Here is a 26,298-nt window from a genome sequence, read left to right as displayed (position 1 = left end):
GTACCCGTCCCCCCGCCAGTGATACCAGGGGTCAACCGCCCCACACCAGTAGGCCCCAACACACCAACCACCAACCGACCCGGCTACCCCCGCCCCACCCTGCTAGGAACCAACACCCCCGGCACCACGGGTGCCACGGGTGCCACGGGCGCCCGTAGCCCAATGTCCAACCCGCACCAGCCCGCACTGGGCCGCCCATCACCACCGCCTAGCCTCAACGGCGCACACGGCACCCCACCAGCCACCAACCGCCCCACACCATTAACCGGCGGCGCACCCCTCACCGGCCAGCCCGCCACCGGCGGCACCCGAACACCCGGCGGCGCACCCCTCACCGCCCAGACCGCCACCGGCGGCACCCGAACGCCCGGCGGCGCACCCCTCACCGCCCAGACCACCACCGGCAGCACCCGAACACCCGGCAGCACCCGAACACCTGGCGGCACCCGAACACCCGGCAGCACCGGACCCGCACCACTAGGCGGCCACGCCAGAACACGACACACCACCGACAAAACCGAAACCTGGGAATACGGCGACGGCGACGACGAACTCTGGACCACCACCCCACCCCCAACCGGCACCATCACCACACCCACAGAACAACGACCACGACACCACGGCAAAGCCCTCGGCCAAAGCTAACCCCCCACCCGGGCCGGTCACCCACCACAGGTGACCGGCCCACACCATGCCACCCCAGCGGCCCCAAAGGAGGTACCCACGAATGCGCCTCGCCCGCCCAACCACCACCATCACCGCCGCACTCACCGCCATCATGGCCCTCGGCATACCAGCCCCAGCAGCAGCCGCCGACCGAAACGACGCCTGGTACCTCGACGCCCTCGAAATAACCGAAATACACAAAATCACCCAGGGCGAAGGAATCACCGTCGCCGTCATCGACAGCGGCGTAGACGTCACCCACCCCGACCTCAAAAACAACGTCCTACCCGGCACCGACATCTACGACAACCAGTCAAAAGGACACACAGACCGCACCGGCCACGGCACCGGGATAGCCTCCCTCATCGCCGGACACGGACACGGCCCCAACGGCCGCGACGGAGTCCTCGGCATCGCCCCCAAAGCCAAAATCCTCCCAATCACCGTCGCCAACCGGGGAACCGGAGGCCGTACGGTAGTCGATGCAAGCGAGATTCCGGCCGCAATCGACTGGGCGGTCGATCAGGGCGCAGACGTCATCAACGTCTCACTAGACAGTTCGCCGGACAAAACCCTCGACCAGGCGGTCGAACGGGCCTACCAATACAACGTAGTCGTCGTCGCCGCTATCGGTAACCGGGAAAACGCGGTCATCAGTCCCCTCGCACGGCACGATGCCACGCTCGCGGTGGCCGGCCTGGACCGCGACGGCCAACCCAGCAGCATCGGCTCGGTCAAAGCCCAGGAGATTCACCTCGCCGCACCCGCCGAAGATCTCTACATAGCGTTACCCGGCGGGAGATACACAACGGCCAACGGAAACAGCGGTGCCACCGCAGTCGCCTCCGGCGCCGTCGCCCTGGTGAAATCGAAATACCCCAACATCAGCTCACAAGACCTGTTCAAACGAATGATCGAAACCACCCGCGACGCCGGCGAACCCGGCCGAGACCCCGAATACGGCTGGGGCACACTCGACCTACGCGCCGCCCTCACCGGTGAACCAGACGGCCGCACCACCCAAACCCAAACCCCCACCCCAGAACCAACACTCGACCCAATCCTCGACCGCGCCCGCAACTCAGAACAACCGTCAAACAACAACCTCCAACCAATCCTCATCACCACAATCATCGTCGCCATCCTCGGCCTCGCCACCACCACCGCACTACTCCTCCTACGCCGCCGCCGGCGAGCCGCTACCACACCCACAACCCACACCACCCTCCAGACACCCACCACCACACCACCCAATCCCACCGACCACACCGACTGGCAACGCCCCAACTAGCCGCGCCCAAGACCACAAAACGTTTGGGCAAAACCACCACGACTGCGCCGATGGGCGGTTCCGTTGCGCAGCAGCGCTCCTGCGGCGAGCGGCAACATCACTGGTGTGGCCATTGCTCTTCCGCTTTGGTGTCTTGGTACGGCTCCGTACCAACGGCCAAATCAGTCGGTGGCACCAACCTGGTCTTTCGCGCCGGCCGCCCAGGCCTCGGGGCCCCGCCAGGTCGAGCGCCTGGGATATCGTCGGCGTAACCCCATCCGTCGACGCACGAAGCCCGGAGCCATGACGCGCACCCTTCTCGTCTCCCCGGACCAGCCTGGCGCGCACCTGTCCATCGGTGATCCGCTCGTGGCAGCGAAAGCCGACGCCCCGCTTACCATTATGGAGGGTGCAGCCAGCTGGCGTGCCACCTTCGGCTCAGCTGAGGAGGACGTGAGGTGACTCATCCGGGTGCGGCACGGCCGGGAGAACCGGGTTGGCAGCGCCATCCGGAAGTGGTTGCTCAGCCGGCCCCACAGCTACCGCCCGAGCAGTGGGGGGCCGGGCAGCAGGCCGGCGCGCCGGTGCCGGCACAACCGGTGAGCCCGGCGGCCAGCGGGCCGGGGCACGCCTGGGCCGCGCAGCGCGGGCAAGGTCGGGCGGCGACCAGCACCGTCTACGGCACGCCGGCGGTACCGCCTAACTCGCCAGCACCGGCCAACAGCGGTGGTCAGCACGCCTACCCGGCGGTGGCGCAGCCGCACCCGACACCGCCGACTCAACCGGCACCACCGGCCAACGCGGCGTGGGCCGGAACGGCGCCCCAGTCGGCCGCCGCTGCGCCGGTCTCATCGCCGCCGCGGGCCGGATCGTCGCCGCCGGCAGCCGCCTCGTCGGCCGCCGCCGCTACTGCGGCCGAGGCACCCCCCAAGTCGGACAGCTCGGATGCCCACCGGGTACGGCCGTACCGGCCTCCGCTCGGGCTCGGCCCCATCACCGTTGTTCAGCTGGTGGCGTGGCAGGTCGGGCTGGTGGCGGTACTCGCCGCCACCCAGCACAGCGTGCTGCTCACCGCCGTGGTCGCCGCCGTAGCGGTGCCGGTGCTCGTACCGACAGTGATCCGGATTCAGGGCCGCTGGCTGCACCAGTGGGCCGTGGTCTGGTGGGGCTTCAAGAGGCGACGCCGGCAGTTGGCCGCGGTCGACACGGAACCCGCCCGGCACCTTCTGGCCCAGCTGGGCCGCGGCGTCGAGCTGGAGACTGTCGAGATCGACGACCAGCCGGCGGTGTTGCTGACCCACCCGGCCGGGCTGAGCGTCGTCTTCGACATTGACCCCACCGAGGGTGCCCTGCTGATGAGCACTCCGCAGGCCCTGCCCTCCCCCGCCGCACTGCTGCCGCCGGCAGACAAGAAGGGCCCGCCGGTGGTGGTGCAGTTGCTGATCCAGGTGACCCCGGCACCGCGCGCCCACCCGAGCGCGGCGGCGGTAGACCGGGCGTACCGGGAACTGACCAACGGGGACGTGCCGGCCAGCCGGCAGGCGTGGGTGGTGCTCCAGGTAGCGCGGACCCCCGACTATCACGCCGACCGCGACCTGCTCCCGACGCTGACCAAGGTGATTCAGCGGACCCGGCGGCTGCTGCGGCAGGAGCGGGTGACCGCGCGCATGCTCAACCGGGACGAGGTGCTCGCCGCGGTCGCCACCCTCACCCACCTCACCGGGGCAACGCCGGGCGCGGGCAGCGAGCAGCCACTCGCCCACGAGTCCTGGCGGGCCTGGTCGACCGTGGGCGCCCGGCAGAGCTGCCACCGGCTGCTGAACTGGCCCAGCCAGCGATGGGAGATCGATCCACTGCTGCGGGGGCTCCCCTCCGCCGGAGGTGTGGTGTCGATCGCCGCCAGCCGGGTGGACGGCGACGACCTGGCCATGGAGGCGGCCTTCCGGCTGTTGGGGAGCGGGCCGGAGGGTCTGACCGCCGCTGACCAGGCCCTACACAAGGCGATCCGTCGACACGGCGGTCAGCTGCAACGACTCGACGGCGAGCACGCCCACGGGGTGGCCGCCACGCTACCGCTCGGAGGTTTCCTGCGGTGAAGAGTGTCGCTTTCCCGGACAGTCGGATGGGGTTGCACCGCACCGACACCGCGTCCGTTGACGGCCTGCGCCTCGTCGCCGGCGGCGGTGGCCTCGTGGTCGGTCGCAACCGACAGCAGGACCCGGTGGGGCTGCGCGTGTTCCGCCCCGAACCGACCCAGCTGATGCTGGTCGGCGGCGTCCGCAGCGCCCAGCTGATCGCCTTCCGCGCCATCGCGCTCGGCGCCCGGCTGTACATCCAGACGGGCCGGGAGCGGGAGTGGGACGGTTTCCTGCGGCGCTGCGTCATCGGCCGGGAAATCGCCACGTTCCTGCCGCCGGGTAGCCCGCCGCCGACCCCGGCCAACCCCACCGAACCGCAGCTCGTGGTTGTCGACACCGGCCCGGTCACCGGCCCCAACCCCGGGCTCAGTACGCCGTGGCGGGCCACCCTGGTGGTCCGCGAGGACCTGGCCGGCTGGGACTCCACCGCACTGGTACGCAGCGACATCGTGCTGCTCCAGCGGCTGACGGCAACCGAGGCGGAGATGGCGGCGAACGCGCTGGGGCTGGCGAGCGTGCAGAGCTGGTTCACCCAGCTACACCCGGAAATGGTCGGCCTGATCACCAGAGGCAAGGTGCAGTGGGTCATGCTCAGTGTGACCCACACCGAGCGCCAGTTGATGGGTTCGGTGGCCCGCGGCGGCGTCTGATCAGCGCCGCAGGTAGGCCAGCACCGCGAGCACCCGCCGGTGGCCGTCAGTGGTGACCGGCAGGGCAAGTTTGCTGAAAATGTTGCCGATGTGTTTGTTGACCGCGGCGTCCGTGACGTACAGCTGCCGGCCGATCATGTCGTTTGAGCGGCCCTGTGCCATCAGCGCGAGCACCTCGAGCTCACGGGCGGTCAGCCGTCGCCTCGGATCGGAACGGCGGCGCATCAGCTGCCGGACCACCTCGGGGTCGATCACCGTCGCCCCCGCGGCGACCTGCTCCACCGCGGCGTTGAACTCCGCCACCGCACCGACCCGGTCCTTCAGGAGGTAGCCGACGCCCACGCCGTCGTCGGAGTCCAGCAGCTGCGCCGCGTACGACTGGTCCACGTACTGGCTGAGGACCAGGACCGGTAGGCGGGGAAGGTGCTGGCGCAGCCGTACGGCGGCTCGTAGTCCGTCGTTGGCGTTGCCCGGGGGCATCCGAACGTCGGTGATGATGAGGTCTGGGCGCCGGGCCTGGACGGCCTCGGTCAACGAGTCCGCGTCGGCCACCGCGTCGACGATGTTGTGCCCGAACCGGCCGAGGATGCTCACCAGCCCCTCCCGGAGCAGGGCGGAGTCCTCGGCGAGGGTCACTCGAAGGGGCATGGGATCTCCATCAGTACGAGGGTCGGGCCGCCGGGCGGGCTGGAGACCCGCAGCCGCCCGTCCAGCACGGCGAGCCGGTCCGCCAGCCCGGTCAGCCCAGTCCCACCGGAGACGTCCGCGCCGCCCACGCCATTGTCCCGCACCGCCAGGGACAGGAGGTCGGCGTGGTGCCGTCCGACCAGCTCAACCTGGGTGGCCCGGCTGTGCTTGGCCACATTGGCCAGTGCCTCGGTGACGGCGTAGTAGGCGGCGGCCTCGACCGGCTGCGGTAGCCGACCGGTGAGCCGCAGGTCAAGCGAGACCGGCACCGGAAACCGGCTGGCCTCGTCCTCCAGCGCGGCCACCAACCCGTTGTCCGTGAGGACCTGCGGGTTCAAGCCTCGGACCAGGTGGCGCAGATCGGCCAGGGCCAGCCCGACCTGCTCCTGCGCCGCGGCCAGCGGGCGGTGCAGTGTGGAGGGCTCGGGCAGGTCCAGGCGGATCAGGCCCAGCGTGCCGCTCAGCGAGACGAGCCGCTGCTGGGCACCGTCGTGCAGGTCGCGCTCGATGCGTGCCCGCTCGGTCTCGAACGCGTCGAGCAGCCGCGCCCGCGACTCGCTGATCTCCTTCAGGTGCGGGTCGATTTCGACGCCGCGGGGCGCGAGGACGATCCGGCACAGCGCCGCGCGGGCGCCCGCCCAAGCGGTCAGCGAGTAGGGAGCCGCGAGGAGCAGGAGCCCGCCCAGCACGGCCCAGGGCCAGGCGGCCGGGTCGTCAACCGGCGCGCTGACGCACAGCGCCGGCACCACGAAGGCGAGGCCGAGTACGGCGGCGTCGACCCAGCAGAGCGCGGTCACTGAGATCACCATCAGGGTGAACTCCCGCCAGGTCGCCGGCTCGGTCAGCCGGGTACGCAGCCAGGCGCGCGGCCCCAGCCCCACCGGTGGCCGGTGCGGGTGTGGGATTCCGTCCAGGTCGACCAGCCGCAGCCGCCAGCGCTCCAGGCGGGCGAAGGGCAGCCCCATCAGCGCGGTGACAAGCAGTAGCACCACCCCGACGAGCACGACGGCGGTGAGCAGACCGACGGTGACCGCCACCACGAGCAGGCATATCGTCAGCGCGCCGACGAGCAGGCCTGAGGTCAGGTAGAGCAGGGCTCGCCAGGGCCAGGCCGAGGCGAGGAAACCCACCGGTTGCCGGGCCAGCGCCTGCCACGCGGTTCGGCTTCGCCGCTCACCATCGTGTCGCACCGGGTCACGATAGGTCAGCACCGGGCCCCGCGCAGTAGGGCGGACTCTACCTTGAGGACTAGCTCCCGGGTCAGTGTGCGGGGGCACCGTACGCGATCGAATCGACGCCATGACTGCTACTCAATCTTCGGCCTCGCCAGCGGTGGAGCTCAACTGCGTACGCAAGGTGTATCACCGGGGCCGGGCGGAGGTTCCGGCGCTGGACCGGGTCTCGCTCCGCTTTCCGCGGGGCAGCTTCACCGCGATCATGGGCCCGTCCGGCTCCGGCAAGTCCACCCTCCTGCAGTGCGCCGCCGGTCTGGACGAGGCCAGCTCGGGACAGGTCTTCGTCGCGGGTGAGGAGATCGGCGGGATGGACGAGCGCCAGCGTACGGCCCTGCGGCGGCAACGGATCGGCTTCGTCTTCCAGTCTTTCAACCTGGTCGCGTCCCTGACCGCGGCGCAGAACGTGGAGCTACCACTGCGTTTCGCCGGCCGCCGCCCCGACCGGGCGGAGGTGACCGGGGCGCTGGCCGCGGTCGGCCTGGGCGAGCGCGCCGGGCACCGGCCGAGCGAGCTCTCCGGCGGTCAGCAGCAGCGGGTCGCGCTGGCGCGCGCGCTGATCACCCGCCCGGACGTGCTCTTCGCCGACGAGCCGACCGGTGCGCTCGACACCGAGGCCTCGCGTGCGGTGCTGTCGCTGCTGCGCCGCCTGGTTGACCAGCGGGCCCAGACCACGATCATGGTCACCCACGATCCGGTCGCCGCGTCGTACGCCGACACGGTGGTCTTCCTCCAGGATGGTCGGATCGCCGAGCGGATGGAGCTCGATCCGGCGGACGGGTCGCAGCCCGGCCGGATCGCCGCCGAGATGGCGCGGCTGGGGGCATGATGCTGGCCGCTGCCAATCTCCGCGAACACTGGCGTTCCTTTCTCGCCAGTTTCCTCGCCGTCGTGGTGGGGGTCGGCCTGATCACCGCCGCCCTCCTGGTCTACGACTCGAGCCGGCCAAGACCGCTGCCGCGGGTGGCCAACGCCCCGGTTCTGGTGGTGGCGAAGCAGGCGGCGGAGCCGACCGGCTCGCTCCGGGACCGCGTACCGTGGAGCGAGCACGAAGCCGGTGACCTGGTCCGGAAGCTCGAGGGGATCGACGGCGTCGCGGCCGCCGTCATCGACCGTAACTTCTATGCGCAGGCCTTCGCCGACGACGAGCCGGTGCCCGACGAGGCCGCGGCGGAGGCCGGGCACGGCTGGTCCAGTACCCGGCTGGCGCCGTACGAGCTGACCGCCGGTCGGGCGCCGCGCTCCGACCACGAGGTGGTGGTGAGCACCGCTCTCGGGGTGGCCGTCGGTGCCACGCTCCCGGTCGGCCTTGCGGACGGCGTGCACACCTACACGGTGAGCGGGACGGTACCGGGGCACGGCTTCTACTTCACCGATGCCGAGGCGGCGCGGCGGGACACCGGGGTGACCACGATCGGGCTGCTGGTGGCGCCGGGTTCCGCCAGCTCGGAGATCGCCGACCGGGCGGGCCGGATCGTCGGCGGCGGGGGCACCGCGTTGACCGGTGCCGCCCGTGGGGTGGTGGAGCCCGGGTACCACACGCACCGGCGGTTCCTCGGCACCCAGCTGATCGGCTCGATCACGATCATGGCGCTCTTCACCACGATCTTCGTGGTTACCGCCACCCTGGCGTTGGCCACCGCGCAGCGCCGCCGCGAGATCGGGCTCCTCCGGCTGATCGGCGCCGACCGGCGCCAGCTCCGTCGCCTGGTGCTCGGCGAGGCGGTCCTGCTCGGTCTGCTCGGCTCGGTGGTCGGCTGCCTGGCCGGTGTCTTCGCGGCGCCCGCCCTGCTGGCGTCGCTCGATCGGCTCGACGTCATCCCGCCCGGTGCCCGGATCGTCATCTCGGCGTGGCCGTTGCTGGCGGCCGGCGCGGTCGGCACCGGGATCGCCGTGCTCGGCGCCGGGGCGGCCAGCCGCTCGGCGACCCGGGTGCCGCCCATCGAGGCGTTGCGCGACGCCGCGACGGAGCGACGCCGGTTGGGCCGCGGCCGGGGGGCCACCGGGCTGGCGATCCTCGGTCTGGGTCTGGTGCTGGCCGTCCTGACCGCGGTCGGCGACGCGGACCAACGGGTCACCCTGGCGCTGACGACGTCGATGTGCCTCATCGCCGCCGCGGCGCTGCTGGCGCCGGTCGTGATCGGGCCGCTGGTACGCCTGGGTACGGCAGCGGTTGCCCGCCGGTCCCGTGGCGCGGGCGCGCTGCTCGTCCGGGCCGAGCTGCTCAACTCACCCCGCCGCGCCGCCTCCATCGCCGCCCCGGTCATCGTCGCGGTGGGCTTCGCCGTACTGATCAATGGGCTGGTCGAGACGATGCGGATGGCGTACCCCGCGGAGGTCACCCGGCAGCTGGCGGGGCAGGTGCTCATCGACCCCGGCAACGCGCCCGGCCTGAGCGAGGCGGTGGTCCGGGCGAACCCGACCGGTCGGGCGCCGCTGCCGACCCGCCTCTTCGTGACCCGACCGGACGGCGGCGACACCGTACTCGACGGGGTCGGGTCGCGGGACCCGCGCTGGTCCCGGCCGGGCGAGGCGGTCCTGGACACCACAATGGCGGAGCTCCTGAACGTGCAGGCCGGCTCGACGGTCACCGTACGCTTCGCCGATGGACGTAGCGTCCCGTTGCGGGTCGCCGAGGTGCTGCCCCCGGACCCGACTCGCGGCGCGTTCGTGCTCTCCCGGAAGACGGTCCGGGAACACGATCCGACGGCCCTGACCGACAACATCTTCCTCGCCGCCGACCAGGCGCCGGCCCGCCTGGGCGCGGGCGCTCGGTTACACGACGCCGAAGAGTTCGCGCTGCGGGACTACCACACCGACGCCGAGCTGACCGACAGCCTGGCGAGCATGCTCACGGTGGTCGCGGTCGGCTACAGCGGGCTGGCGGTGGCCAACAGCATGGCTCTGGCGGCGGTCGGGCGGCGTGGCAGCCTCGCCGTGCTGAGGTCAGCCGGCGGCACCCGGCGACAGCTACTCGGGGTCGCGGTCGGCGAGACCGGACTACTGGTGATCATCGGCTCGGTGCTGGGTCTGCTCGCCACCGTGCCGGCGCTGGTCGGCGTCGCCTCGGGTCTCGGCGCCGAGACCGCGACCCGCGTGTCCGTGCAGCTCAGTGGTGCGGTGGTGGCCGGAGCGGTCCTCGGCACCCTGGCCCTGGCGATGGCCGCGAGCGCCGTGGTGTCCTGGCGCCAGCTGCGGCCGCGGAGGAACTGAGCGTGGCCCACGACCGGTACGCCGGTCGCGGGCCACCTCGTCGTACGGGGGTGGGGGTCAGGCGTTCGCCCAGACCCGCGCCATCCACTCCTCCACCTCGTGGGAGGTTCGCGGCATCGCGGCGGAGAGGTTCTCGCAGCCGTCCTCGGTCACCAGCACGTCGTCCTCGATCCGGACGCCGTTGCCGCGGAACTCCGCCGGCACCCGCAGGTCGTCGGACTTGAAGTAGAGGCCCGGCTCGACGGTGAGGATCATGCCCGGCTGCAACTCGCTGTCCATGTACTTCTCGCGCAGCATCAGCTGGCAGTCGTGCACGTCCAGGCCCAGGTGGTGCGAGGTGCCGTGGACCATCCAACGGCGGTGCCAGCCGCCCTTCTCCCGGTCCAGGGTCTGCTCCAGGGTGACCCCCTCGGGCAGCAGCCCCCACTCGTGCAGGATCCGGGCGATGACCGCGTTCGCCGCGGCGTGGATGTCGCTGAACTTGTTGCCCGGCTTCACCGCGGCCAGGCCGGCCTGCTGCGCCTCGTAGACGGCGTCGTAGATCCGGCGCTGCACGTCGGTGAAGCGGCCGGTGACCGGCAGGGTACGGGTGATGTCGGCGGTGAAGAGCGAGTCGATCTCGATCCCACAGTCGATCAGGATCAAGTCGCCTTCGCGGACCTCGCCGGTGTTCTTCGTCCAGTGGATCGTGTTGGCGTGGTCGCCGGAGGCGCAGATCGACTCGTAGCCGACGCCGTTGCCCTCGTGCCGGGAGTAGAGGCCGAAGACGCCCTCGACCCAGCGCTCGCCGCGGCCCTTGCGGACCGCCTCGGGCAGCGAGGCGATCATCGCGTCGAAGCCCTTGTGGGTGGCGGCGACGGCCTTGCGCATCTCGCCCACCTCCCACTCGTCCTTGATCAGGCGCATGGTGGAGAGGTGCCGCGCGAACTCCGCGTCCGCCTCCTCCCGCTCCTGCTCCGAGCCGGTCGCACCGGCCTGGATGCGGACGTTGTCCACCAGCTCGGTGAGGCGGGAGTCGACGTCCCGGACCACCCGGAGCCGGGCGGCGGCGTCGTCCTTGGCGAGGTCGTCGGCGAGCGAGTCGATGTGCCGCGCGGTGAGGCCCAGCTCCGACTCCCGGTCGGCGATGCTCGGGCGCGGACCCACCCAGAACTCGCCGCGACGGGAGTCGGCGTAGAACTCCTCGCTGTCCCGCGGGGCCAGCGGCCGGAAGTAGAGGATGGCGTGGTGGCCACCGCCCGGCTTCGGGTCGAGCACCAGGACGCTGTCCGGGTCGGTGTGCGCGCCGAGCCCGGAGAGGTGGGCGAAGGCGGTGTGCGGCCGGAACGGGTAGTCGGTGTCGTTGCTGCGCACCTTCAGACCACCGGCCGGGATGACGAGCCGCTCGCCGGGGAACTGCTGCGACAGCGCGGCCCGGCGCCGGGCGGCGTGGTCGGCCACGGCGGCGCGGGGGGTGGGCTCCCGGTCGGGGTTGGCCCATCCGGAGCCGATGAATTCACGGAACTCGTTGCTGCTGGGAATGCCGCGGTGGCTGGCCTTCGCCTGCTTCTCGCTCGTCATGCCGACACATCCTGCCAGATCGGGTCATCGTCGCCGACCCACGGTTTGCGCACGTGGTAAGTGGTCGATGGGCTATGGCACCTTTCCAGGTGCCGTGCCCGGCTCCGGTGCCGGCCTCCCGCCACCGGACTCAGCCGGTCTCCCGGCAGCAGACTCAGCCAGCCTCCCGGCAGCGGACCAGGAAGGATCGCTCAAAAACGATCACCGGCTCTCCGGTCGCTTTCGTACCCGTTGTCTCCACCGTCACGATCCCGTTGCCGGGACGGGACCGGGACAGCCGCTTCCGCAGGATCCGGCTCGTCGCGTAGAGAGTGTCCCCGACGAAGACGGGCTCCTTGAGGCGCACCTTGTCCCAACCCAGATTGGCCACGGCGCGCGCGGAGAGCGCCTGCACGGTCATCCCGCCGATCAGGCAGAGGGTGATGCCACTGTTGACCAGTACCCGGCCATACTCGGCGCCGGCGGCGTAGTGCTGATCGAAGTGCAGCGGATGCTGGTTCATCGTCAACAGCGTCAACCAGGTGTTGTCGGCCTCGGAGAGGGTGCGTCCCGGCCAGTGCCGGATCACCATCCCGGGTTCGAAGTCCTCGTAGTCCCCACCGTGCTCTTCGATGTACTCGTGGTCGCTGACTCGGCGTAGCGTCATCTGCTGCCTCTCCGACGTTTCAGGTGGATAGGGTCAGGGGCCGCCCGGGACCGTCAGAGCGCCACCATGGCGTTGTCCGCCCCGGTGGCCGATCCCCGGGCGTTGACGATTCCGGCCGCGCCGTCGGTGCGGTAGCGGCACCACAGCCCCGCCGGCCGGCCGCCGAACAGCAGCGGCCCCAGCACCGGGGCAACGTCGGCGTCGTGGGGTTCGTCGGCGCCGTCGGCCAGCAACGTCACCCGGCAGGTCTGGGGCGGGACGAACTCCTGCACGATGCTGGTGCCGTCGGCCCCGGCCGCCACCGCGGTCTCCCACTCCGCGGCAGTCACCTCTGGTCCGATCACCACCTGCTTGCCGCAGTCACCCAGCGCCTCCTTGAGCACCAGCCGCTCGCGGTTGCGCAACACGTACGGCAGCAGGTCAACCTGCTCGCCCGCGCGTTCGGTCCGTCGCTCGGAGAGCACCCGGGTCCAGGGCAGGTACCGGTTGACCAGGGCCCGCTCGGCCGCGGTCAGCCAGGGCCGCCCCTCCGAGAGCAGGCCCATGGTCAGCTTGCTGTGCAGGAAGGTGGCGGTCTGGGTACCGACCAGCAGGGTGCCGTGGTCCAGGGCCTGCTGCACCTCGGCCGTGGGGACGCCGGCGTCGTTCCAGTCCGGGATGGTGAAGTTGCGCAGCCCGATCGGATAGCGCAGCTCCGGCGGGCAGTCCCACGCCTCGTGCAGCTCCTTCGGCTCGAAGAACCGGGTGGAAAGCCCCTGGCTGCGGTGATACTCGGCCTCAACCTCGAAGTAGTAACCGGTAACTCCCGTGACCTGGGCGCTGCCGACGAGGGCCACCCGGGGCGCCACCGCCAGCTCCGCGCTGAGCGCGCGAAACATCTCGGCGCGTACGGCGAACGGATCCGGCGAGCGGTACGGCAGCCGGCCGTCGGCGTCGGCGTAGAGCCCACGCCACACGTCCAGGCGGCTCTGCGTCTCCACCGCACCGGTGAGCGCGCCACTGACGTTGAACTCCACGAAGCGCAGCCCGTCCGGGCCGACAACCGCGTCGGGCCGGGCCACCCAGTCCGCGTACCGCTCGTCGAGGAGAGGGTCGCGCAGCCAGAGCTGGTCCTCGCTGGCCGGCATCCGGTAGACCGCCAGCCGCTCCCGAGCGGTGGGCGCGGTCTCCAGGGCGGTTCGGCGCAGCAGCCCCACCAGGACACCGGCCACCCGGAACAGCTCCGCGTACGAGGCCCGGGGGATGGTCATCGGCGCGGCCGGCAGCACCGGCTGGTACGGCCAGCCGGTGTCCTGCAGCACGTCGCGTAGCCGGCGCCGGAGCGTCTCTGCCGACGCGGCCGGCGCCAGCCGTTGATCGCCGAACCACGGGTGTCCGGTCGTGGCGACCGGTTCAACCCCGCGCATCCGACTCTCCCACCGCGCCGCGCGCCGCCACCGCCTCGTGGAGCGCCACCGCCGCGGCGGTGTCCTCAATGGCCATCCCGACGGTACGCAGCACCGAGTTTCGGCCACCGAACTCGACCTCGCCGGCGACGAGGCGGCCCAGCTCGCGCAGGTCCTCGGCGGCGAGCAGACCAGCGGCGAGGGCGGCCCGAACCTCGCCGGCGCCGTTCAGCGCGGCGGACTGCTCCTCGACCACGGTCACCGCATCACCCAGCAGAGCCGGGTCCACCTCGACCGCGTCCGGGTGGGTACCGCCGATCACGTTCAGGTGCGCCCCGGGCGCCACCCAGTCCGCCGCCACCACCGGCGTGCTGTCGCTGGTGGAGGTGGCCGTGCAGATGATCGGCGCGTCCGCGACGGCGGTCTTCGCGCTGTCGCAGACCGTCACCCGGATCGACGTCGTCGCCCGCATCTCCTCGGCGAGCTTCTCCGCACCGGCCCGGGTGCGCGAGAAGACCCGCAGGGTCTTGATCGGACGTACCGCCGCCACCGCCCGGATGAGCGCGCGGGCCTGCACCCCGGCACCGATGACGGCGAGGTCATCGGCGGTGGCGGCGGTGCAGAAACGGGTGGCCAGGGCCGCCACCGCCCCGGTCCGTACGGCGGTCAGCTCGGCGCCGTCCAGCAGCGCGGTGATCTGCCCGGTCTCCAGGTCGGTGAGGGCGACGATCCCGTGGATCAGCGGCAGCCCCCGCCCGGGGTTGTCCGGGGTCAGGGTGGTGACCTTGACGCTGCCGACCCCACGCCGCTCCCAGACGGCCGGGCTGACCAGCAGCACCCGCTGCTCGCCGTGCTCCACGACCGTACGGGCCGGGGAGCGGGTCCGGCCGGTGGCGAGGTCCACGAACATCTCGCCGAGTACGTCGATCACCTGGGTCATCCGGCGCGCACCTGCCATGTCGGCGGCGGTGACCATCGCCGTCGCGGTCATCGGGCACCGCCGAATCGGGCTTCCCACGCGTCCTGACGTGCCACGGTGGCGTGGGCCATCCGGGCGAACGGTGGTCCCACCATGCTGCCGTCCAGCACGGCGATGCCGCCGTTGGCACTGCCGACCGCCGAGACCACCCGGCGGGCCAGCCGCAGGTCGTTGTCCTGCGGGCGCAGGGCCTGGTTGATGGTGGCCAGTTCGCTGGGGTGCACCGTCGCTTTGCCGTGGAAGCCGAGGGCCCGCACCCGCACGGTCTCCTCCGCCAGCACGGCCGGCTCGGAGAGCCGGAAGTTGGCGGTGTCGACGCAGGCCGTGCCGTGCCGCGCGCAGGCCATCGCCATCGCCTGCCGGGCGGCGAGCATCGCCGCCCAGGTGATCTCGACGTTCAGCGTGGCGGCTAGGTCGGCCGAGCCCAGCACCAGCCCGTCAGCCGCCTCGGCGATCGCGTCGATCCCGGTGACCGCCTCGACGGTCTCCACCGTCACGTAGATCTCCGGCTGGGCGCCGGCCGAGGCCAGGATCCGCCGCAGCAGGGTGACCTCGGCCGCGGAGGTGACCATGGTCATCACGACGATGCCGGGCCGCACCGAGCACTCCGCGAGCAGCAGCAGGTCGTGTACGGCCTCGACGCTGCCCAGCTCGTTGATGCGGACGGCGACGTTGGCTGGCTGGGGGGCCTTGTCCAACGCGTCCCGGCAGACCACCCGCGCGGCCGGCTTCTCCGCCGGGGGTACGGAGTCCTCCAGGTCGATCAGGTGCACGTCCGCGTCGTACGACCAGGCGTTCACGACCCGGTCCAGGGACAGCGCCGGGGTGTAGAGGATGCTGCGCGGGATGGCGCGCAGGGCGCCGCTCATCGGACGACCGTCCCGTCGAGCGGGGCGGCCGGACGCGCCCCGGCCTGCACCAGGACCGCGCAGAGCCGTCGGATCTGCTCCTCGGTCTGGCCGGCGCGCAGCATCACCCGCAGCCCTGCGGTGCCCCGGGCGACGATCGGGAAGAACACCGGCGAGGTGTAGAAACCGGCGGCGAAGACCTGCTGGGCGGCGTCGACGACCGTGTCGTCGCTCATCGGCACCAACCGGATCGGGTACGACTCGCCGGACTGCTCGGTGTCGAGCAGCGAGTCGAACAACGCGATGTTGGCGCGGAGCCGCCCCTGGAGCTGGTCCAGCTCCTCGGTGCGGTGAATCTCCGCGGAGGCGAGCGCGGCGCCGACGGCGGCGGCGTTCATCTTCTGCGAGTAGCCCAGCGGGCCGGCGAAGCGTTCGACGAGTCGACGGGTCTCGTGCGGGTAGCCGTCGAGCAGGACCGCCGTACCGCCCGCGCCGAAGCCCTTGCTCAGCGTGGCGACGGTGATGGTGCGCTCGTCGAGGAGGGGCGCGTGGCTCCGCACGTAGCCGATCCCCCGCTGCCCGTACGCCGACAGCGAGTGCGAGTCGTCGTAGAAGACCAGCATGTTGTACTTATCCTGCAGGTCGGCGAGCTCCTTGACCGGGGCGTAGCCGCCGAGGCTGTCGGCGCCGTCCACCACGTAGCAGACCCGTTCGTAGCTGCGGCACATGTCTTCGAGGTAGTCGAGGTCGTGGTGCTTGCAGGTGACCACCTCGGACTCGTCGGCGCAGCTCGGCTTGGCGTTGGCCAGCGAGACGTGGGCGTTCTTGTCGAAGACCATCAGTGGCCGGGTGCCGTCGCCGAGGTGACCGGAGGCGATCAGCGGCAGCAGGCCGGTGCTCGCCGCCGCGGTGGAGACCGCGCTGATCACCATCGCGCCGAAGAGTTCGCCGAGGGACTCCTCCAGCTCCAGCAGCACCGGAGTCTGCACCCGGGTGCGCGGAATGCAGTGGTCCAGCACGTTGAACCGGCGCAGCGCCGCGACCGCGCCGTCGATGACCTTCGGGTGGGTGTCCAGGTCCAGATAGGAGCAGACGGTGAAGTTCACGAACTGGTGGCCGTCGGCCATGGTGAACGTCCCGTCGGCGAGGTCACCGACGATGCCGGCGACCCCGTTCGCCTCGGACATGTTCCAGAAGGCGTTGCCGATGCCGATGAGTTTGTCGTTGTTGCGGTACCGGTGCGTGGGGGTGATGGTCTTGCGGTCGCTCACGAGTTCACCTCGGTGGGCTGGTAGCTGTAGACGCCCTTGAATCGCCGGTAGGCGTACGTGTAGAGGGCGACGCCCAGCACATGTGGCCGGCGCAGAATCTTCTTCGACTTCAACCAGAAGTTGACATTGATGTTGATGGGGTCGAGGGATTCGGCCTGGTGCCACCAGCCGAGCGGCAGGTAGAGCATGTGGCCGGGTTCGAGGACGAAGTCGCGGCGCTGGGCGAGCTTCGGCGCCACTTTCGGATAGCGCCCCAGGTCGACGTTGTCGAGGTCGAACACGTGGGACTTGTCTCCGAAGCCGCGCAGCATCGACCGGGGGTAGTAGTCGCGGGACCCGGGCGGCGCGATGATGAACCGCTTGCGGCCCTCCAGCGCGATGTTGAAGTTCTCGAACTCGTCGAAGTGGTTCTTGGTGAAGACGCCGCGGTGGCTGATCCAGAGGTTGGCCGCGTACAGCGAGCTGCCGTAGCCGAAGAACCCCTCGGCGTCGAAGCCGATCACGGCGTTGACGTCGGCCGGGCTGTTCCGGATGTTCGACACCACCCGGTGCCAGGTGTCGGACTCGGTCAGGTGGCGCTCGTCGGCGAAGAAGTCCCGCAGGGTGATGTCCCGGGTCTCCCAGCGCCCGGGGTGGTGCTTGTCGCCCGGTTCGGTGAACAGGGTGACGGTCATGTCGGCCAGCCGGGCCGCCACCCCCTCGCGCCCGAGCCCGCGCACGCTTTCCGGCAGTGAGATCACCGTCGGTACGTCGGTCCTGAAGAGGCCGCCGGGGCCGAGCGCCCGGAACTCCTCGAACGTCATGCGGGCGACTGGTACGCCAGTCTCCTGCGGAACCGTCACGATCCGTCCTCCGTCTTCTACCACGGGAGCCCCAACGGACCTGCCGCTAGAGCGCCCCAAAGCGACGCAATCAGGACACCCTACCGACCAATGTGTACGTTGTGAACGTTTGTAATCAGTCCACTTCAGATCGTGATTGACTGGGGCGGAAGCGGCGGCCGACGGCGGAGCCACGGTACGCGTAGCCGACGAGGCCGAGCACGAACACCCCGCTGGCGGCCCACCACGAGGCGGCAACGGCGGAGGGCTGCACCGGCCAGGACCACAGCGCCACGAACACGCCGGTGTCCCGGGGCCGGGCGAAGTAGACCGCACACCCGTAGCCGAAGGCCGGCAGCCACGCCAGCCGCGCGCCCAGCAGCGCCGTGGCACCAGCGACCAGGCCGATCCAGCCGAGCGTGTTGCGGGCCAGCGCATGGGCGCCGAACGTCTCGGGGACGCGCAGCCCCGTCAGGACGAGCGCCCCGGCCACGGCGAGGACGGCGAGGAGAACCTGCCCGGCTCGCCAGGCCGGCCAGCGCAGCGGAGTGCCACGTTCGAGCTCCTCGTCGGCCCCGGCCAGGGTCGACCCGAGCAGCACCGCGGCCAGCAGCGGGGCGAGCAGGGCCACGGGGAGGCGGGCGGCCGGCCCGTCCAAGAAGGACCGGCCGGCGAGCCAGGTTCCGCCGGCCCAGGCCAGCAGCGTGATGACGCTGACCCCAGCCACGAAGGCCGACGCTCCCCGGGCGCGCAGATGCAGCCGGAGCAGCCGACCGGTCACGGCTGCTCCGCCAAGCGGACCAGGGCCGGGAGGTCACAGCGACCGACGGCGTCAAGGTAGTCGGCGTACCAGGCACGCTGCGCTGACGGCGGCAGCTCGCGGAGCCCAGCCGACGCCCCCGCTGCCCCGAGCACCGACCCGCCGAGCAGCCAGTCGGTGGCTATGCCGTCGACCTGGTGAATCCGCTGGTCGAATTCTTCACCGTGTAACGAGTACGCACACTCGCCCCCGGCCCTCTGGCCAAAGGCCCAACGCAGATAGTCGACATTCGCCAAGTCGCCGAATGCGGTGGCCTGGAAGTCCAGAGGGAGCCAGACCGTGTCGGCATCCTCCGGGACGGAATCACCAGGTGGCCGGACGGCCTCATCAACCGCCCGCCGGGGGGCTCCGGGTATCCCGTCGAGCCGGGCCAGGATCGGCTGCGCCACCGCCGCGACCTCGTCGAGCAGAAAGGCGTTGACCCGGGTCAGGCAGACCTCTGGGCCGCTGCTCGTGCAGACCAGCTCCACCGCGGCCGGGTCGGCCGGCGCGCGATACCAGCTGGGTGCGGTGTTGATCGGGACCGCGGCGGCGATGGCGACCGCACCGGCCAGCAGCGCCACGCGCCACCGGCGTACGGCGACGGCGAGCAGCAGGACGGTCAGCGCCACCAGCCAGGTGGCCTGCAACCCGGTGACCCACCCCGGCACCAGCGAGTACACGGACCCGACAGTGTCGGCCGGGGAGAGCCGCGCGGCGGGCGCGTTCCAGTAGGTCAGGATTGTCAGGCCCACGTAGGTGGCCAGGCCGGCGATCGGTGCCGCCACCCGCAGCCGGACCCGCCGGCCGACGAGGACACCACCCGCGCTCGCGGCGGCCAGGGCGAGGACCCCGACGGACGCCCGCTGCCACCAGGCCCCACCGTCGTAGGTCGCGACCCGCGCGACCAGCACCGCCGCCCCGGCGTACGCGACCATCAGGCCGGCGATCCCGGCCAGGGTCACGGCGAGCCAGGCCGCCACCAGCGAATGCCAGCCCGGGCGTGGGGTGGCGGCGATCAGCTCGCCGATGTCGCGTCGCCGTTCCCGGCCGGCCTGCCACGCCCCGGCGCAGACCATGAGGGGGCAGAGGACCATCAGTGGCACCCGCAGGTAGTCGGCGAGGCCGACCCAGCGGCCACCCCAGTCGTCCGGGTGCACCGCCAGCACCCACACCCCGGCCCCGAACATCGCCAGCGCCGCGACGGGTGCGGTGCCGCGGCGTAGCTCCACCCACAGCGCGCGCCTCATCGCGACACCTGCCGCGCGCCGCGCAACACCGCCGTGTAGCCCCGCTCGATCGGGGAGTCACCGCTGTCGCCGTCCCCGCCGGCCGCGATCAGCTCCTCCGGGCGGCCGGCGAAGACCAGTCGCCCATCGTCGACCAGGCTGACCCGGGCGCACGCCGCCGCGACATCCTCCACAAGGTGCGTGCTGACCAGCACCACGGCGTCGAGGCCCAGCTCCCGCAGCAACGTTCGGAACTCCACCCGCTGCTCCGGGTCCAGCCCGGCCGTCGGCTCATCCAACAACAGCACCCGTGGATCGTTCACGATGGCCTGGGCGATGCCGGCGCGCCGCAGCATTCCGCCGGAGAGGTGCTTCATCCGGTCATCCGCCCGGTCGAGCAGCCCGACCCGCTCGATGGCCCGGTCCACCGCGAGCGGTATCCGCGCCGCCGGCATCTCCCGCAGCCAGGCGAAGTACTCGACGAATTCCCGGACGGTGAAGCGCGGGTAGAAACCGAACGCCTGGGGCAGGTAGCCCAACCGGCGACGGGCCTGGCGCACCCCCACCCGGTCGTCAGTGCGGTGCCCCAGCAGCCGGACCTCCCCCCGATCCGGACGCAGCACCGTGGCCAGCACCCGCATCAGGGTCGTCTTGCCGGCACCGTTCGGGCCGAGCAGCCCGTGCACGCCCACGCCCAGCTCGATGGCCAGGTCGTCGAGGACGACCCGCTTTCCGTAGCTGACCCGCAGATCCGCCACGCTGATTGTCGTCATCCCGCCTGTCTCCCCACTCGTTCCCGCCGCGCGTACAGCACGACAACGGCCACCCCGGTGACGGCCAGCCACACCGGGGCACTCGCGGCCACGACAGCCGACCCAGCAACCGGCGGCACCAGCACCACCAGCGCCCACGCCCCCGCCACCACCGCCGCGGCGTACGTCGGCTCGATCAGCGAGCCGAGCGCCAGCGTGCCGGCGGTCAACGCGGCGCCCGGCAGCATCCACATCAGCGGAGTGCTGATCCCGGTCACCACCGCGGCCAGCACCACCGCCGGCATGGCCACGGTCAGCACCGCCAGCGTGCGCCACAGCACGATGCGCAGGCCCCCCTGCGGTGTCCCCGCCACCACCTCGTGCAGCGGGTCGGTGCGCGGCCCGTACGACAGGGCCGTACCGACCACCGGCAGCGCCGGGGCGACCAGCAGCAGCACCCACGGCGGCAGCATTCTCGGACTGACCGCCAACCCCAGGGTCAGCAGCCCGGTGACCAGCACGGAGAGCAGCCACGCGGCCCGCACCGCCGGCGCGGCACCCACCAACACCCGCACCCGTCGCCACCCGGTCGCGGGTCGTACCCGCCCCGGCGTCGACAACCGATCGTCCAGCGCCAGCGCGACGCCCGCGACCACCCGCCGCACCGCCTCGCTCGGCGCAAGACCCGCCCGGCAGGCGTCGCAGCTGTCGAGATGCGCCTCCACCGACTCGGCGTCCCCGTCGGTCAGCCGCTCCTCGGCGTACGCCGCCAGCACCTGCGCACTCACATGCTCGCCGGTCATGACAGGGCCGCCCGTAGCTGCTGCCGGGCGCGCATCGCCCGGGACTTCACGGTGCCTTCCGGCACCCCCAGTAATGTCGCCGCCTCCCGCACGGTCCGGCCGTCCAGCACCGTCGCCTGCAGCACCGCCGACAACTCCGGCGGGAGCTGATGCAGCGCCCGTTCCAACCCGGCGTCGTACGCGTCGGTCAGGGCCTCGTCCTCGGCCGACGGCGACCAGGTGAGGGTGTCCTCCCCCGGCGAGTGCACGAGCTGCGGACGAACCGATGCCCGCCGACGGGCGTCGATCAATCTGCCGCTGGCGATCGACCACAGCCAGCCCACCGCGGTCCCGTCCCCCCGGTAGCTGGCCGCGGCCCGCCACACCGTCAGGAAGGTCTCCTGCAGCAGCTCTCGCGCCAGCTCCGGATCTCGGCACCGGCGCCGGAGCCGGAGCGACAGCCAGGGTGCGTTCCGCGCGTACAGCAGCTCGAACGCCCCGCGGTCCCCCGTACCGACGAGGCGCAGCAGCTCCTCATCGTCTGCGTCCACCATGAAAGGTTAGGACGCAGAACTCCCCGGATCGGTTCGCTGACCGGCGCCTATAGTGATGCGACGCGTTGGCCCGCCTGACCCGTCCCGTCTTTCACGTCCCCCGGGGGTACTTATCGTGAACGATTTCCGGCAGCCACCAATCACCCTGGACCGGGTGACAACCAGCCGGGGTGAGCTGGTGCTCCGCGAGGCGGACGGCCGCTACGAGGTCATCAGCAACGGCGTCTTCCTGATGGACACCGCGGACGGCCGGTCCGAGCGGCTGCTGGTTGACGCGGCGATGAGTAGGTGCACGGCGTCGGCGCCCCGGCTGCTCATCGGCGGGCTCGGCGTCGGGTTCTCGCTGCTGCGCGCGATCGAGCACGCGCGGCTCGCCGCCGTTGACGTGGTCGAGATCGAGGCCACCGTGATCGGCTGGCACGCCCACCACCTGCGCCACCTCACCGGCGCCGCGCAGACCGACCCCCGGGTACGGATCATCGAGGCGGACATCCTCGCCTGGCTGGCCGACACCGACGACCAGTACGACGCCATCTGCCTGGACACCGACAACGGCCCAAACTGGCTGGTCTTCGAGGCCAACGCCGAGTTGTACGCCCAGCGCGGGCTCGACCTGGTGGCCGACCGACTCCGGCCGGGAGGTGTCCTGGCGATCTGGAGCGCGAGCCGGGACGGGGCCTTCGAGCGACGCCTCCGGGAGCGCTTCGGTGACCTGGAGCTGCTGGAGACGCCGACCGACGCGGGCGCACCGGACGTGGTCTACCTGGTCCGGGCTCCGACGGCGGCGCGGCGGGCAGCGGACCCGGCCGCCGTCGGAGCCCACCTCACCGACGAGCTGGGTGGGCTCCGACGGCCCCGGGCCTAGGCTGGCTTCAGCTTCAGCCCGGCCAGCGCCTTCGTCAGCGCCGCCTCCGCCTTGGTCAGCTTCGCGTCGCTCGCCGCCGCGTCGGCCAGGGTGGTCTTGGCCGATTCGAGGGCTTGGGTCAGCGCCTTCCAGGTTTTCTTGGTGTACCGGTCCTCGTCGAGCGAGTCCGCCTGCGCGACGGTGTTCTCGAGCGCCAGCCGGGCCCGCGGGACCAGCTGCTCGTACGCCAGCCGTAGCGCCCGGGCCTGGGCGTCCACCTCGACCTGGGTGGCGGTTCCGGAGCCGGCGACCGCGCGGGCCTTCTCCAGCTCCTGTCGGAACACCCCGAAGTCGATGCTGCCGTACCGGTCCTCGCTGTCGACGTACTTCTGCGCCTCGGTGATGGCGGCGTCGAGCGCCGTGGTGTCCACCGGCCCGTCCCCCGGGTCGTCGGGCTGCGGACCGAACTGGAACCAGTCGAAGTTCGACACCCAGTCCTGCCCGTCCGGGGCGTGGAAGACGAAGGTCACGTCGCGGGCCTGCACGAGCGCCTCGGGATCGGTGATCTCCGCCTGGGTGGTGACCCAGTTACCCCAGCTACCGGTGCCGGGCAGCAGCGCCTCGCCCACGACCGGGCCGTCCTGCGTGCCCGCGCGCACCTCCAGGGAGCTCGGGGCGCCGTCGGGCGAGTACTTGCTCGCGTAGTGGATCGCCAGCGTCGTCGGTGCGACGTCGAAGGCGAGATTCCGGTACTGGATCCACGAGCCGTCCCGCACCCCACCGAGGTTGCCGCTGCCGGAGTTCGTCTCGTTCTTCAGGTCGCCGCCCGACCACTCATCGGACTGCTCCCCCTCCAGGACGCGCTGGCCGCCCTCGTCGATGGCCAACGCGGCGGTCATGCCGGTCAGCGACTCGGCGGCGCTGCGCAGCGTCGCCGTGCTGGCGGAGGTGTCGGCGAGCGCCGCCTGGGCCCACCGCACCGCGGCGTCGAACACCCGATAGGAGGCGTAGGAGTAGTTTCCCTGGCGGACCAGAACGGCCTCGGCAACGAGCTCCCGCAGCTGCTGGCGCTCCGCCGCGGCCACCGAGATCGCCAGCGGGGTGCGCGCGGACAGCCCGTCGCCGGTGACCTGGGCGGCGGAGACGCCGCGGGCGAAGGCCGAGTCGGTGAAGGTGAGGTAGAACCGGGCACTCGTCGTGGTCGAGCCGGTCAGCGCCACCCGGACCGTCTTCGCGTTGACGACCTCAACCTTCGCCGAGACGCCGGCCGGCAGCCCGTGGATCGAGGCCGCGCCCGTCTTGAGGTAGTTCGTGCCGGGACGGCCGGCGAAGCGGGCGCCCCCCTCCAGCCCGAGCTTGATCGAGCCATCCAGGGCACCATCGGCGCGAGCGGCGATCGTCGTGTCCGACGCGCGCACGGTGTAGTCGCTCGGCGCGCCGCCGTCGTCGTCACCCGCGGTGCTCATCGAGTACGCCGGCTCGCTGTCGGCACCCCAGTCGGAGGGGGCGGCCCCCATCCGTACGTCGAGGGCGCCGCCCTGGACGAGGGTGTGGTAGTCGAGCCAGGTGTTGTCGAAACTCGCCCCGTTCAGCGCGGCGGACTGGATGTAGTAGTCGTCGGCGGAGACGCCGTCCGCAGAGACGGTGAAGGTGCGCCCGTCCGCGTACGAGATGGTCGTGCGGTCGAAGAACGGCGAACCGAGCTGGTACTCGGACGAACCCGAGGTCACCGGGAAAAGGCCGATGGCCGCGGCGACGAACATCGTCGACATCGTGCCGGCGTCGTTGTCCATGGTGGGCAGGAAGCCACGCGGGTCCAGCTGGTAGACCCTGGTCTTGATCGGCGGGCGAAACTCACCGTCGCTACTCGGGAAGTCGGCGGTGCTGCTGGAGGCGAGGTAGCGGTTCCAGCTCTCCTTCGTGTAGATCGTGCGCACCCACTTCTGGGTGAGGCTCGGCAGCCCCACGTAGTTGAAGAGGTAGGGCGCGTGCAGGTCGACCTCGTTCGCGTTCGAGTGCAGCATGCCGAGGCCGTTGTCCGGGTCGTCCTCGCCGAGGAAGTGCACGGCGCCGCGTTGCCCCGCCGTCGGCCCGCCCATCGCGGCGACGACGCCGGCCAGGTCGTAGACCGGGTACCAGTTGTACTGCCAGAGCGTGCCCTGGTAGAGGTTCGCCGCGCCGAGCCGCTCGTAGTCGGCCTCGATCCAGTCGCCTTCCTCCGCGCGCGGAGTGAGCAGCCCGACCTGGGTGCCGTCCGCCGCCGTCCACGCGTCCGGCTTGTAGAGGTTCGCCATCGGCAGCGCGGCCGCTTCGCGGAGCTCCGTCGCCTCGGCACCGTGACCGAGCGCGTCGGCGATGATCGCCAACGCCCACTGGTCGTAGCCGCGCTGCACCGAGTCGCCGGGGCGGTCTCCCGGGTGCCCCTGGCCCAGCTGGTCGCCGTCGGAGAAGCCGACGTACTCCTTCAGCGCCGGGTACGCCTGATCGAGCCGTTCGAAGCCGGTGAAGCCCTTCGAGATGGCGTCGGCGACGATGACCGCGGAGCGTTCCCAGCGTACGGTCGGCACCGAATGGGTGAGCCCGCCGATGCTCTTGCCGGTGCTAGCCACGTCGGCGAAGAGGTAGATGAGCGACTGGATCATGTCGCGGTACAGCTCGGGGTCGAGGTACGCCAGGACGGAGTACTTGCGGAAGTCGTCCCAGGACGCCCAGCCGTCGTAGTAGGTGAAGTCGTCCACCTGGTGCACCATGCCGTCCACGCCCCGGTAGGTGCCCGAGGTGCTGGTCGCGTTCACCGGGAGCGCGAACATGCGGTAGAGGTGGGTGTAGAAGAGGCGACGCAGGGTGCCGTCCGGGTCGGCCACCGTCGAGGCGGAGATGTCGACCCGGCCGAGACGCTCGTTCCAGACCGCCTTCGTTCCCGCGCGTACCTCGTCGAAGGTCCGGCCGCCGACCTCGGCGACCTGGTCGATCCGCGCCTGCTCCACGCTGATCGGCGACAGCGTGATGCGCAGGCCGATCTCGTCCGCGTCCTCGGGCGCGAAGGCGAGGATGGCGCCGGTGTCGACGCCCTGCCGGGACGCCGCGTCGCCGAACTCGTCCGCTGCCCAGGTGGTGACCGAGGTGACCGGCTGCTCGGTCTCGGCGTGGTAGTGCAGGGCGTAGGAGGCGCCGTAGAAGCTGCCCCGAACCTCACCGGTGAGCGCGACCCGACCGTCGTCGAGCTGCGTGACGTGCACCGACGAGCCGGTCCGGTTCGTGAAGTTGTTGTGCAGGTCGACGACGAGTTCCGGGGTGGCTCCGGCGGGGAAGGCGTAGCGGTGCAGCGCGGTACGCGTCGTCGCGGTCACCTCAGCGTTGATCTCGCCCGGGCCGTTCTCCACGGCGCCGTCCGGGCCCGTGATCTCGCCGAGACTCACCTGGTAGTACCCGGGTGCGGCCGTCTCGGCCTCGTGCGTGAACGGATGTGCATAGGATTCGGTCGATGGCCGGGCGCTGTACTCGACCTGGGTCGGCACGACGAGGATGTCGCCACCGCCGCCGGAGCCGCCGACCCCGTCGAGGTTCGTCTGGGTGAAGCCGGCGATGTGGGTCTGGTCGTGGTCGTAGCCCGCGTGGTTGCGCTCCGGCATGGTCAGCGGGCTGACCTTCGCCAACCCGTTCGGCGCCTGCGCCCCGGGCAGGTCGTTGCCGTAGTCACCGGCGGTCGACACGAACGGGTTGACGAACGAGGTGTAGTCGACCGATGCGTCCTCGACCAGGGTGGCCGTCGCCGGCGCGGCGACCACACCGGTGGACGCAACGGCCAGGACCGCGGTGATCGCGGTGGTACGCAGGCCGTGGCGCCCGCGGTTGGCCCGCCGCCACGGCACGGTGGCGGTTCCACCCTGGGGGTCGGGTGAACGTGGTGGCACAGCAGAACTCCTCACGCCGACAAGGTTTGTCGGCGCTATCCTGCCGGCCCCGGGTGTT

Annotated in this window: 22 protein-coding genes; 7 read left to right on the top strand and 15 right to left on the bottom strand. The window is 71.4% G+C overall.

Annotated elements, in window-relative coordinates; all coding sequences use genetic code 11:
* The first annotated feature begins 162 nt into the window (after positions 1 to 162).
* From SALPAC2_RS27380 to SALPAC2_RS0119410, 4 genes are all read left to right on the top strand, one after another.
* On the top strand, positions 163 to 645 hold the full coding sequence (locus SALPAC2_RS27380) for a hypothetical protein (RefSeq protein ID WP_162561369.1): 483 nt from the start codon (positions 163 to 165) through the stop codon (positions 643 to 645).
* Positions 646 to 727: 82 nt separating this feature from the next.
* Complete coding sequence (gene mycP, locus SALPAC2_RS0119430) at positions 728 to 1,957, top strand: type VII secretion-associated serine protease mycosin (RefSeq protein ID WP_018218302.1); 1,230 nt, start codon at positions 728 to 730, stop codon at positions 1,955 to 1,957.
* A gap of 494 nt (positions 1,958 to 2,451) precedes the next feature.
* Complete coding sequence (gene eccE, locus SALPAC2_RS0119415) at positions 2,452 to 4,032, top strand: type VII secretion protein EccE (RefSeq protein WP_080636956.1); 1,581 nt, start codon at positions 2,452 to 2,454, stop codon at positions 4,030 to 4,032.
* Entirely contained in the window at positions 4,029 to 4,724 is a 696-nt protein-coding gene (locus SALPAC2_RS0119410; protein WP_026184907.1) for a hypothetical protein, read from the top strand. Before eccE ends, SALPAC2_RS0119410 begins: the two co-directional genes overlap by 4 nt.
* On the opposite strand, the gene SALPAC2_RS0119405 is transcribed toward SALPAC2_RS0119410, so the two are convergent.
* On the bottom strand, positions 4,725 to 5,360 hold the full coding sequence (locus tag SALPAC2_RS0119405; RefSeq protein WP_018218300.1) for a response regulator transcription factor: 636 nt from the start codon (positions 5,358 to 5,360) through the stop codon (positions 4,725 to 4,727). It lies immediately after the preceding gene.
* Complete coding sequence (locus SALPAC2_RS0119400; protein ID WP_026184906.1) at positions 5,357 to 6,601, bottom strand: sensor histidine kinase; 1,245 nt, start codon at positions 6,599 to 6,601, stop codon at positions 5,357 to 5,359. Before SALPAC2_RS0119400 ends, SALPAC2_RS0119405 begins: the two co-directional genes overlap by 4 nt.
* A gap of 142 nt (positions 6,602 to 6,743) precedes the next feature.
* Between SALPAC2_RS0119400 and SALPAC2_RS0119395 the strand changes: the two genes are divergently transcribed.
* Both SALPAC2_RS0119395 and SALPAC2_RS0119390 read left to right on the top strand, forming a co-directional pair.
* Positions 6,744 to 7,472 (top strand): ABC transporter ATP-binding protein, encoded by a 729-nt coding sequence (locus SALPAC2_RS0119395; RefSeq protein WP_018218298.1) that lies wholly within the window; start codon positions 6,744 to 6,746, stop codon positions 7,470 to 7,472.
* Complete coding sequence (locus SALPAC2_RS0119390) at positions 7,472 to 9,856, top strand: ABC transporter permease (RefSeq protein ID WP_026184905.1); 2,385 nt, start codon at positions 7,472 to 7,474, stop codon at positions 9,854 to 9,856. The genes SALPAC2_RS0119395 and SALPAC2_RS0119390 overlap by 1 nt, the downstream gene beginning before the upstream one ends.
* Positions 9,857 to 9,913: 57 nt before the next feature.
* Here the strand turns inward: SALPAC2_RS0119390 and SALPAC2_RS0119385 are convergent, their stop codons facing one another.
* The 12 genes from SALPAC2_RS0119385 to SALPAC2_RS0119330 all read right to left on the bottom strand — a co-directional run bounded on the left by SALPAC2_RS0119385 (position 9,914) and on the right by SALPAC2_RS0119330 (position 21,482).
* Positions 9,914 to 11,416 (bottom strand): aminopeptidase P family protein, encoded by a 1,503-nt coding sequence (locus SALPAC2_RS0119385; protein WP_018218296.1) that lies wholly within the window; start codon positions 11,414 to 11,416, stop codon positions 9,914 to 9,916.
* A 154-nt stretch (positions 11,417 to 11,570) separates the two neighbouring features.
* On the bottom strand, positions 11,571 to 12,062 hold the full coding sequence (locus SALPAC2_RS0119380) for a MaoC family dehydratase (protein WP_018218295.1): 492 nt from the start codon (positions 12,060 to 12,062) through the stop codon (positions 11,571 to 11,573).
* Between the two features lie 53 nt (positions 12,063 to 12,115).
* Positions 12,116 to 13,468, bottom strand: a complete 1,353-nt coding sequence (locus tag SALPAC2_RS0119375) for a hypothetical protein (protein WP_018218294.1) — start codon at positions 13,466 to 13,468, stop codon at positions 12,116 to 12,118.
* The gene (locus SALPAC2_RS0119370; RefSeq protein ID WP_018218293.1) at positions 13,455 to 14,438 is read right to left on the bottom strand and encodes an ornithine cyclodeaminase family protein; all 984 of its coding nucleotides are present in this window, start codon (positions 14,436 to 14,438) and stop codon (positions 13,455 to 13,457) included. The genes SALPAC2_RS0119375 and SALPAC2_RS0119370 overlap by 14 nt, the downstream gene beginning before the upstream one ends.
* The gene (locus SALPAC2_RS0119365; RefSeq protein WP_018218292.1) at positions 14,435 to 15,295 is read right to left on the bottom strand and encodes an HpcH/HpaI aldolase/citrate lyase family protein; all 861 of its coding nucleotides are present in this window, start codon (positions 15,293 to 15,295) and stop codon (positions 14,435 to 14,437) included. Before SALPAC2_RS0119365 ends, SALPAC2_RS0119370 begins: the two co-directional genes overlap by 4 nt.
* On the bottom strand, positions 15,292 to 16,545 hold the full coding sequence (locus SALPAC2_RS0119360) for an 8-amino-7-oxononanoate synthase family protein (protein ID WP_018218291.1): 1,254 nt from the start codon (positions 16,543 to 16,545) through the stop codon (positions 15,292 to 15,294). Before SALPAC2_RS0119360 ends, SALPAC2_RS0119365 begins: the two co-directional genes overlap by 4 nt.
* Complete coding sequence (locus SALPAC2_RS0119355; RefSeq protein WP_018218290.1) at positions 16,542 to 17,348, bottom strand: cupin-like domain-containing protein; 807 nt, start codon at positions 17,346 to 17,348, stop codon at positions 16,542 to 16,544. The genes SALPAC2_RS0119360 and SALPAC2_RS0119355 overlap by 4 nt, the downstream gene beginning before the upstream one ends.
* A 154-nt stretch (positions 17,349 to 17,502) precedes the next feature.
* Entirely contained in the window at positions 17,503 to 18,147 is a 645-nt protein-coding gene (locus SALPAC2_RS0119350) for a hypothetical protein (RefSeq protein WP_018218289.1), read from the bottom strand.
* The gene (locus SALPAC2_RS0119345; protein ID WP_018218288.1) at positions 18,144 to 19,415 is read right to left on the bottom strand and encodes a hypothetical protein; all 1,272 of its coding nucleotides are present in this window, start codon (positions 19,413 to 19,415) and stop codon (positions 18,144 to 18,146) included. The genes SALPAC2_RS0119350 and SALPAC2_RS0119345 overlap by 4 nt, the downstream gene beginning before the upstream one ends.
* Entirely contained in the window at positions 19,412 to 20,167 is a 756-nt protein-coding gene (locus tag SALPAC2_RS0119340; protein WP_018218287.1) for an ABC transporter ATP-binding protein, read from the bottom strand. The genes SALPAC2_RS0119345 and SALPAC2_RS0119340 overlap by 4 nt, the downstream gene beginning before the upstream one ends.
* The gene (locus SALPAC2_RS0119335; RefSeq protein WP_018218286.1) at positions 20,164 to 20,949 is read right to left on the bottom strand and encodes a zf-HC2 domain-containing protein; all 786 of its coding nucleotides are present in this window, start codon (positions 20,947 to 20,949) and stop codon (positions 20,164 to 20,166) included. Before SALPAC2_RS0119335 ends, SALPAC2_RS0119340 begins: the two co-directional genes overlap by 4 nt.
* On the bottom strand, positions 20,946 to 21,482 hold the full coding sequence (locus SALPAC2_RS0119330; protein WP_018218285.1) for an RNA polymerase sigma factor: 537 nt from the start codon (positions 21,480 to 21,482) through the stop codon (positions 20,946 to 20,948). Before SALPAC2_RS0119330 ends, SALPAC2_RS0119335 begins: the two co-directional genes overlap by 4 nt.
* 115 nt (positions 21,483 to 21,597) lie before the next feature.
* On the opposite strand from SALPAC2_RS0119330, the gene SALPAC2_RS0119325 reads away from it, so the two are divergent.
* Complete coding sequence (locus SALPAC2_RS0119325) at positions 21,598 to 22,347, top strand: spermine/spermidine synthase domain-containing protein (protein WP_018218284.1); 750 nt, start codon at positions 21,598 to 21,600, stop codon at positions 22,345 to 22,347.
* On the opposite strand, the gene SALPAC2_RS0119320 is transcribed toward SALPAC2_RS0119325, so the two are convergent.
* Positions 22,344 to 26,240, bottom strand: a complete 3,897-nt coding sequence (locus SALPAC2_RS0119320) for a glycoside hydrolase domain-containing protein (RefSeq protein WP_018218283.1) — start codon at positions 26,238 to 26,240, stop codon at positions 22,344 to 22,346. The genes SALPAC2_RS0119325 and SALPAC2_RS0119320 overlap by 4 nt on opposite strands.
* Positions 26,241 to 26,298: the final 58 nt, after the last annotated feature.

Origin of the sequence: Salinispora vitiensis (genome assembly GCF_000378825.1) — a bacterium.
Taxonomy (GTDB): Bacteria; Actinomycetota; Actinomycetes; order Mycobacteriales; family Micromonosporaceae; genus Micromonospora; species Micromonospora vitiensis.
The sequence above is the reverse complement of the archived record's forward strand: the minus strand, read 5'-3'. Positions and strand labels throughout refer to the sequence as shown.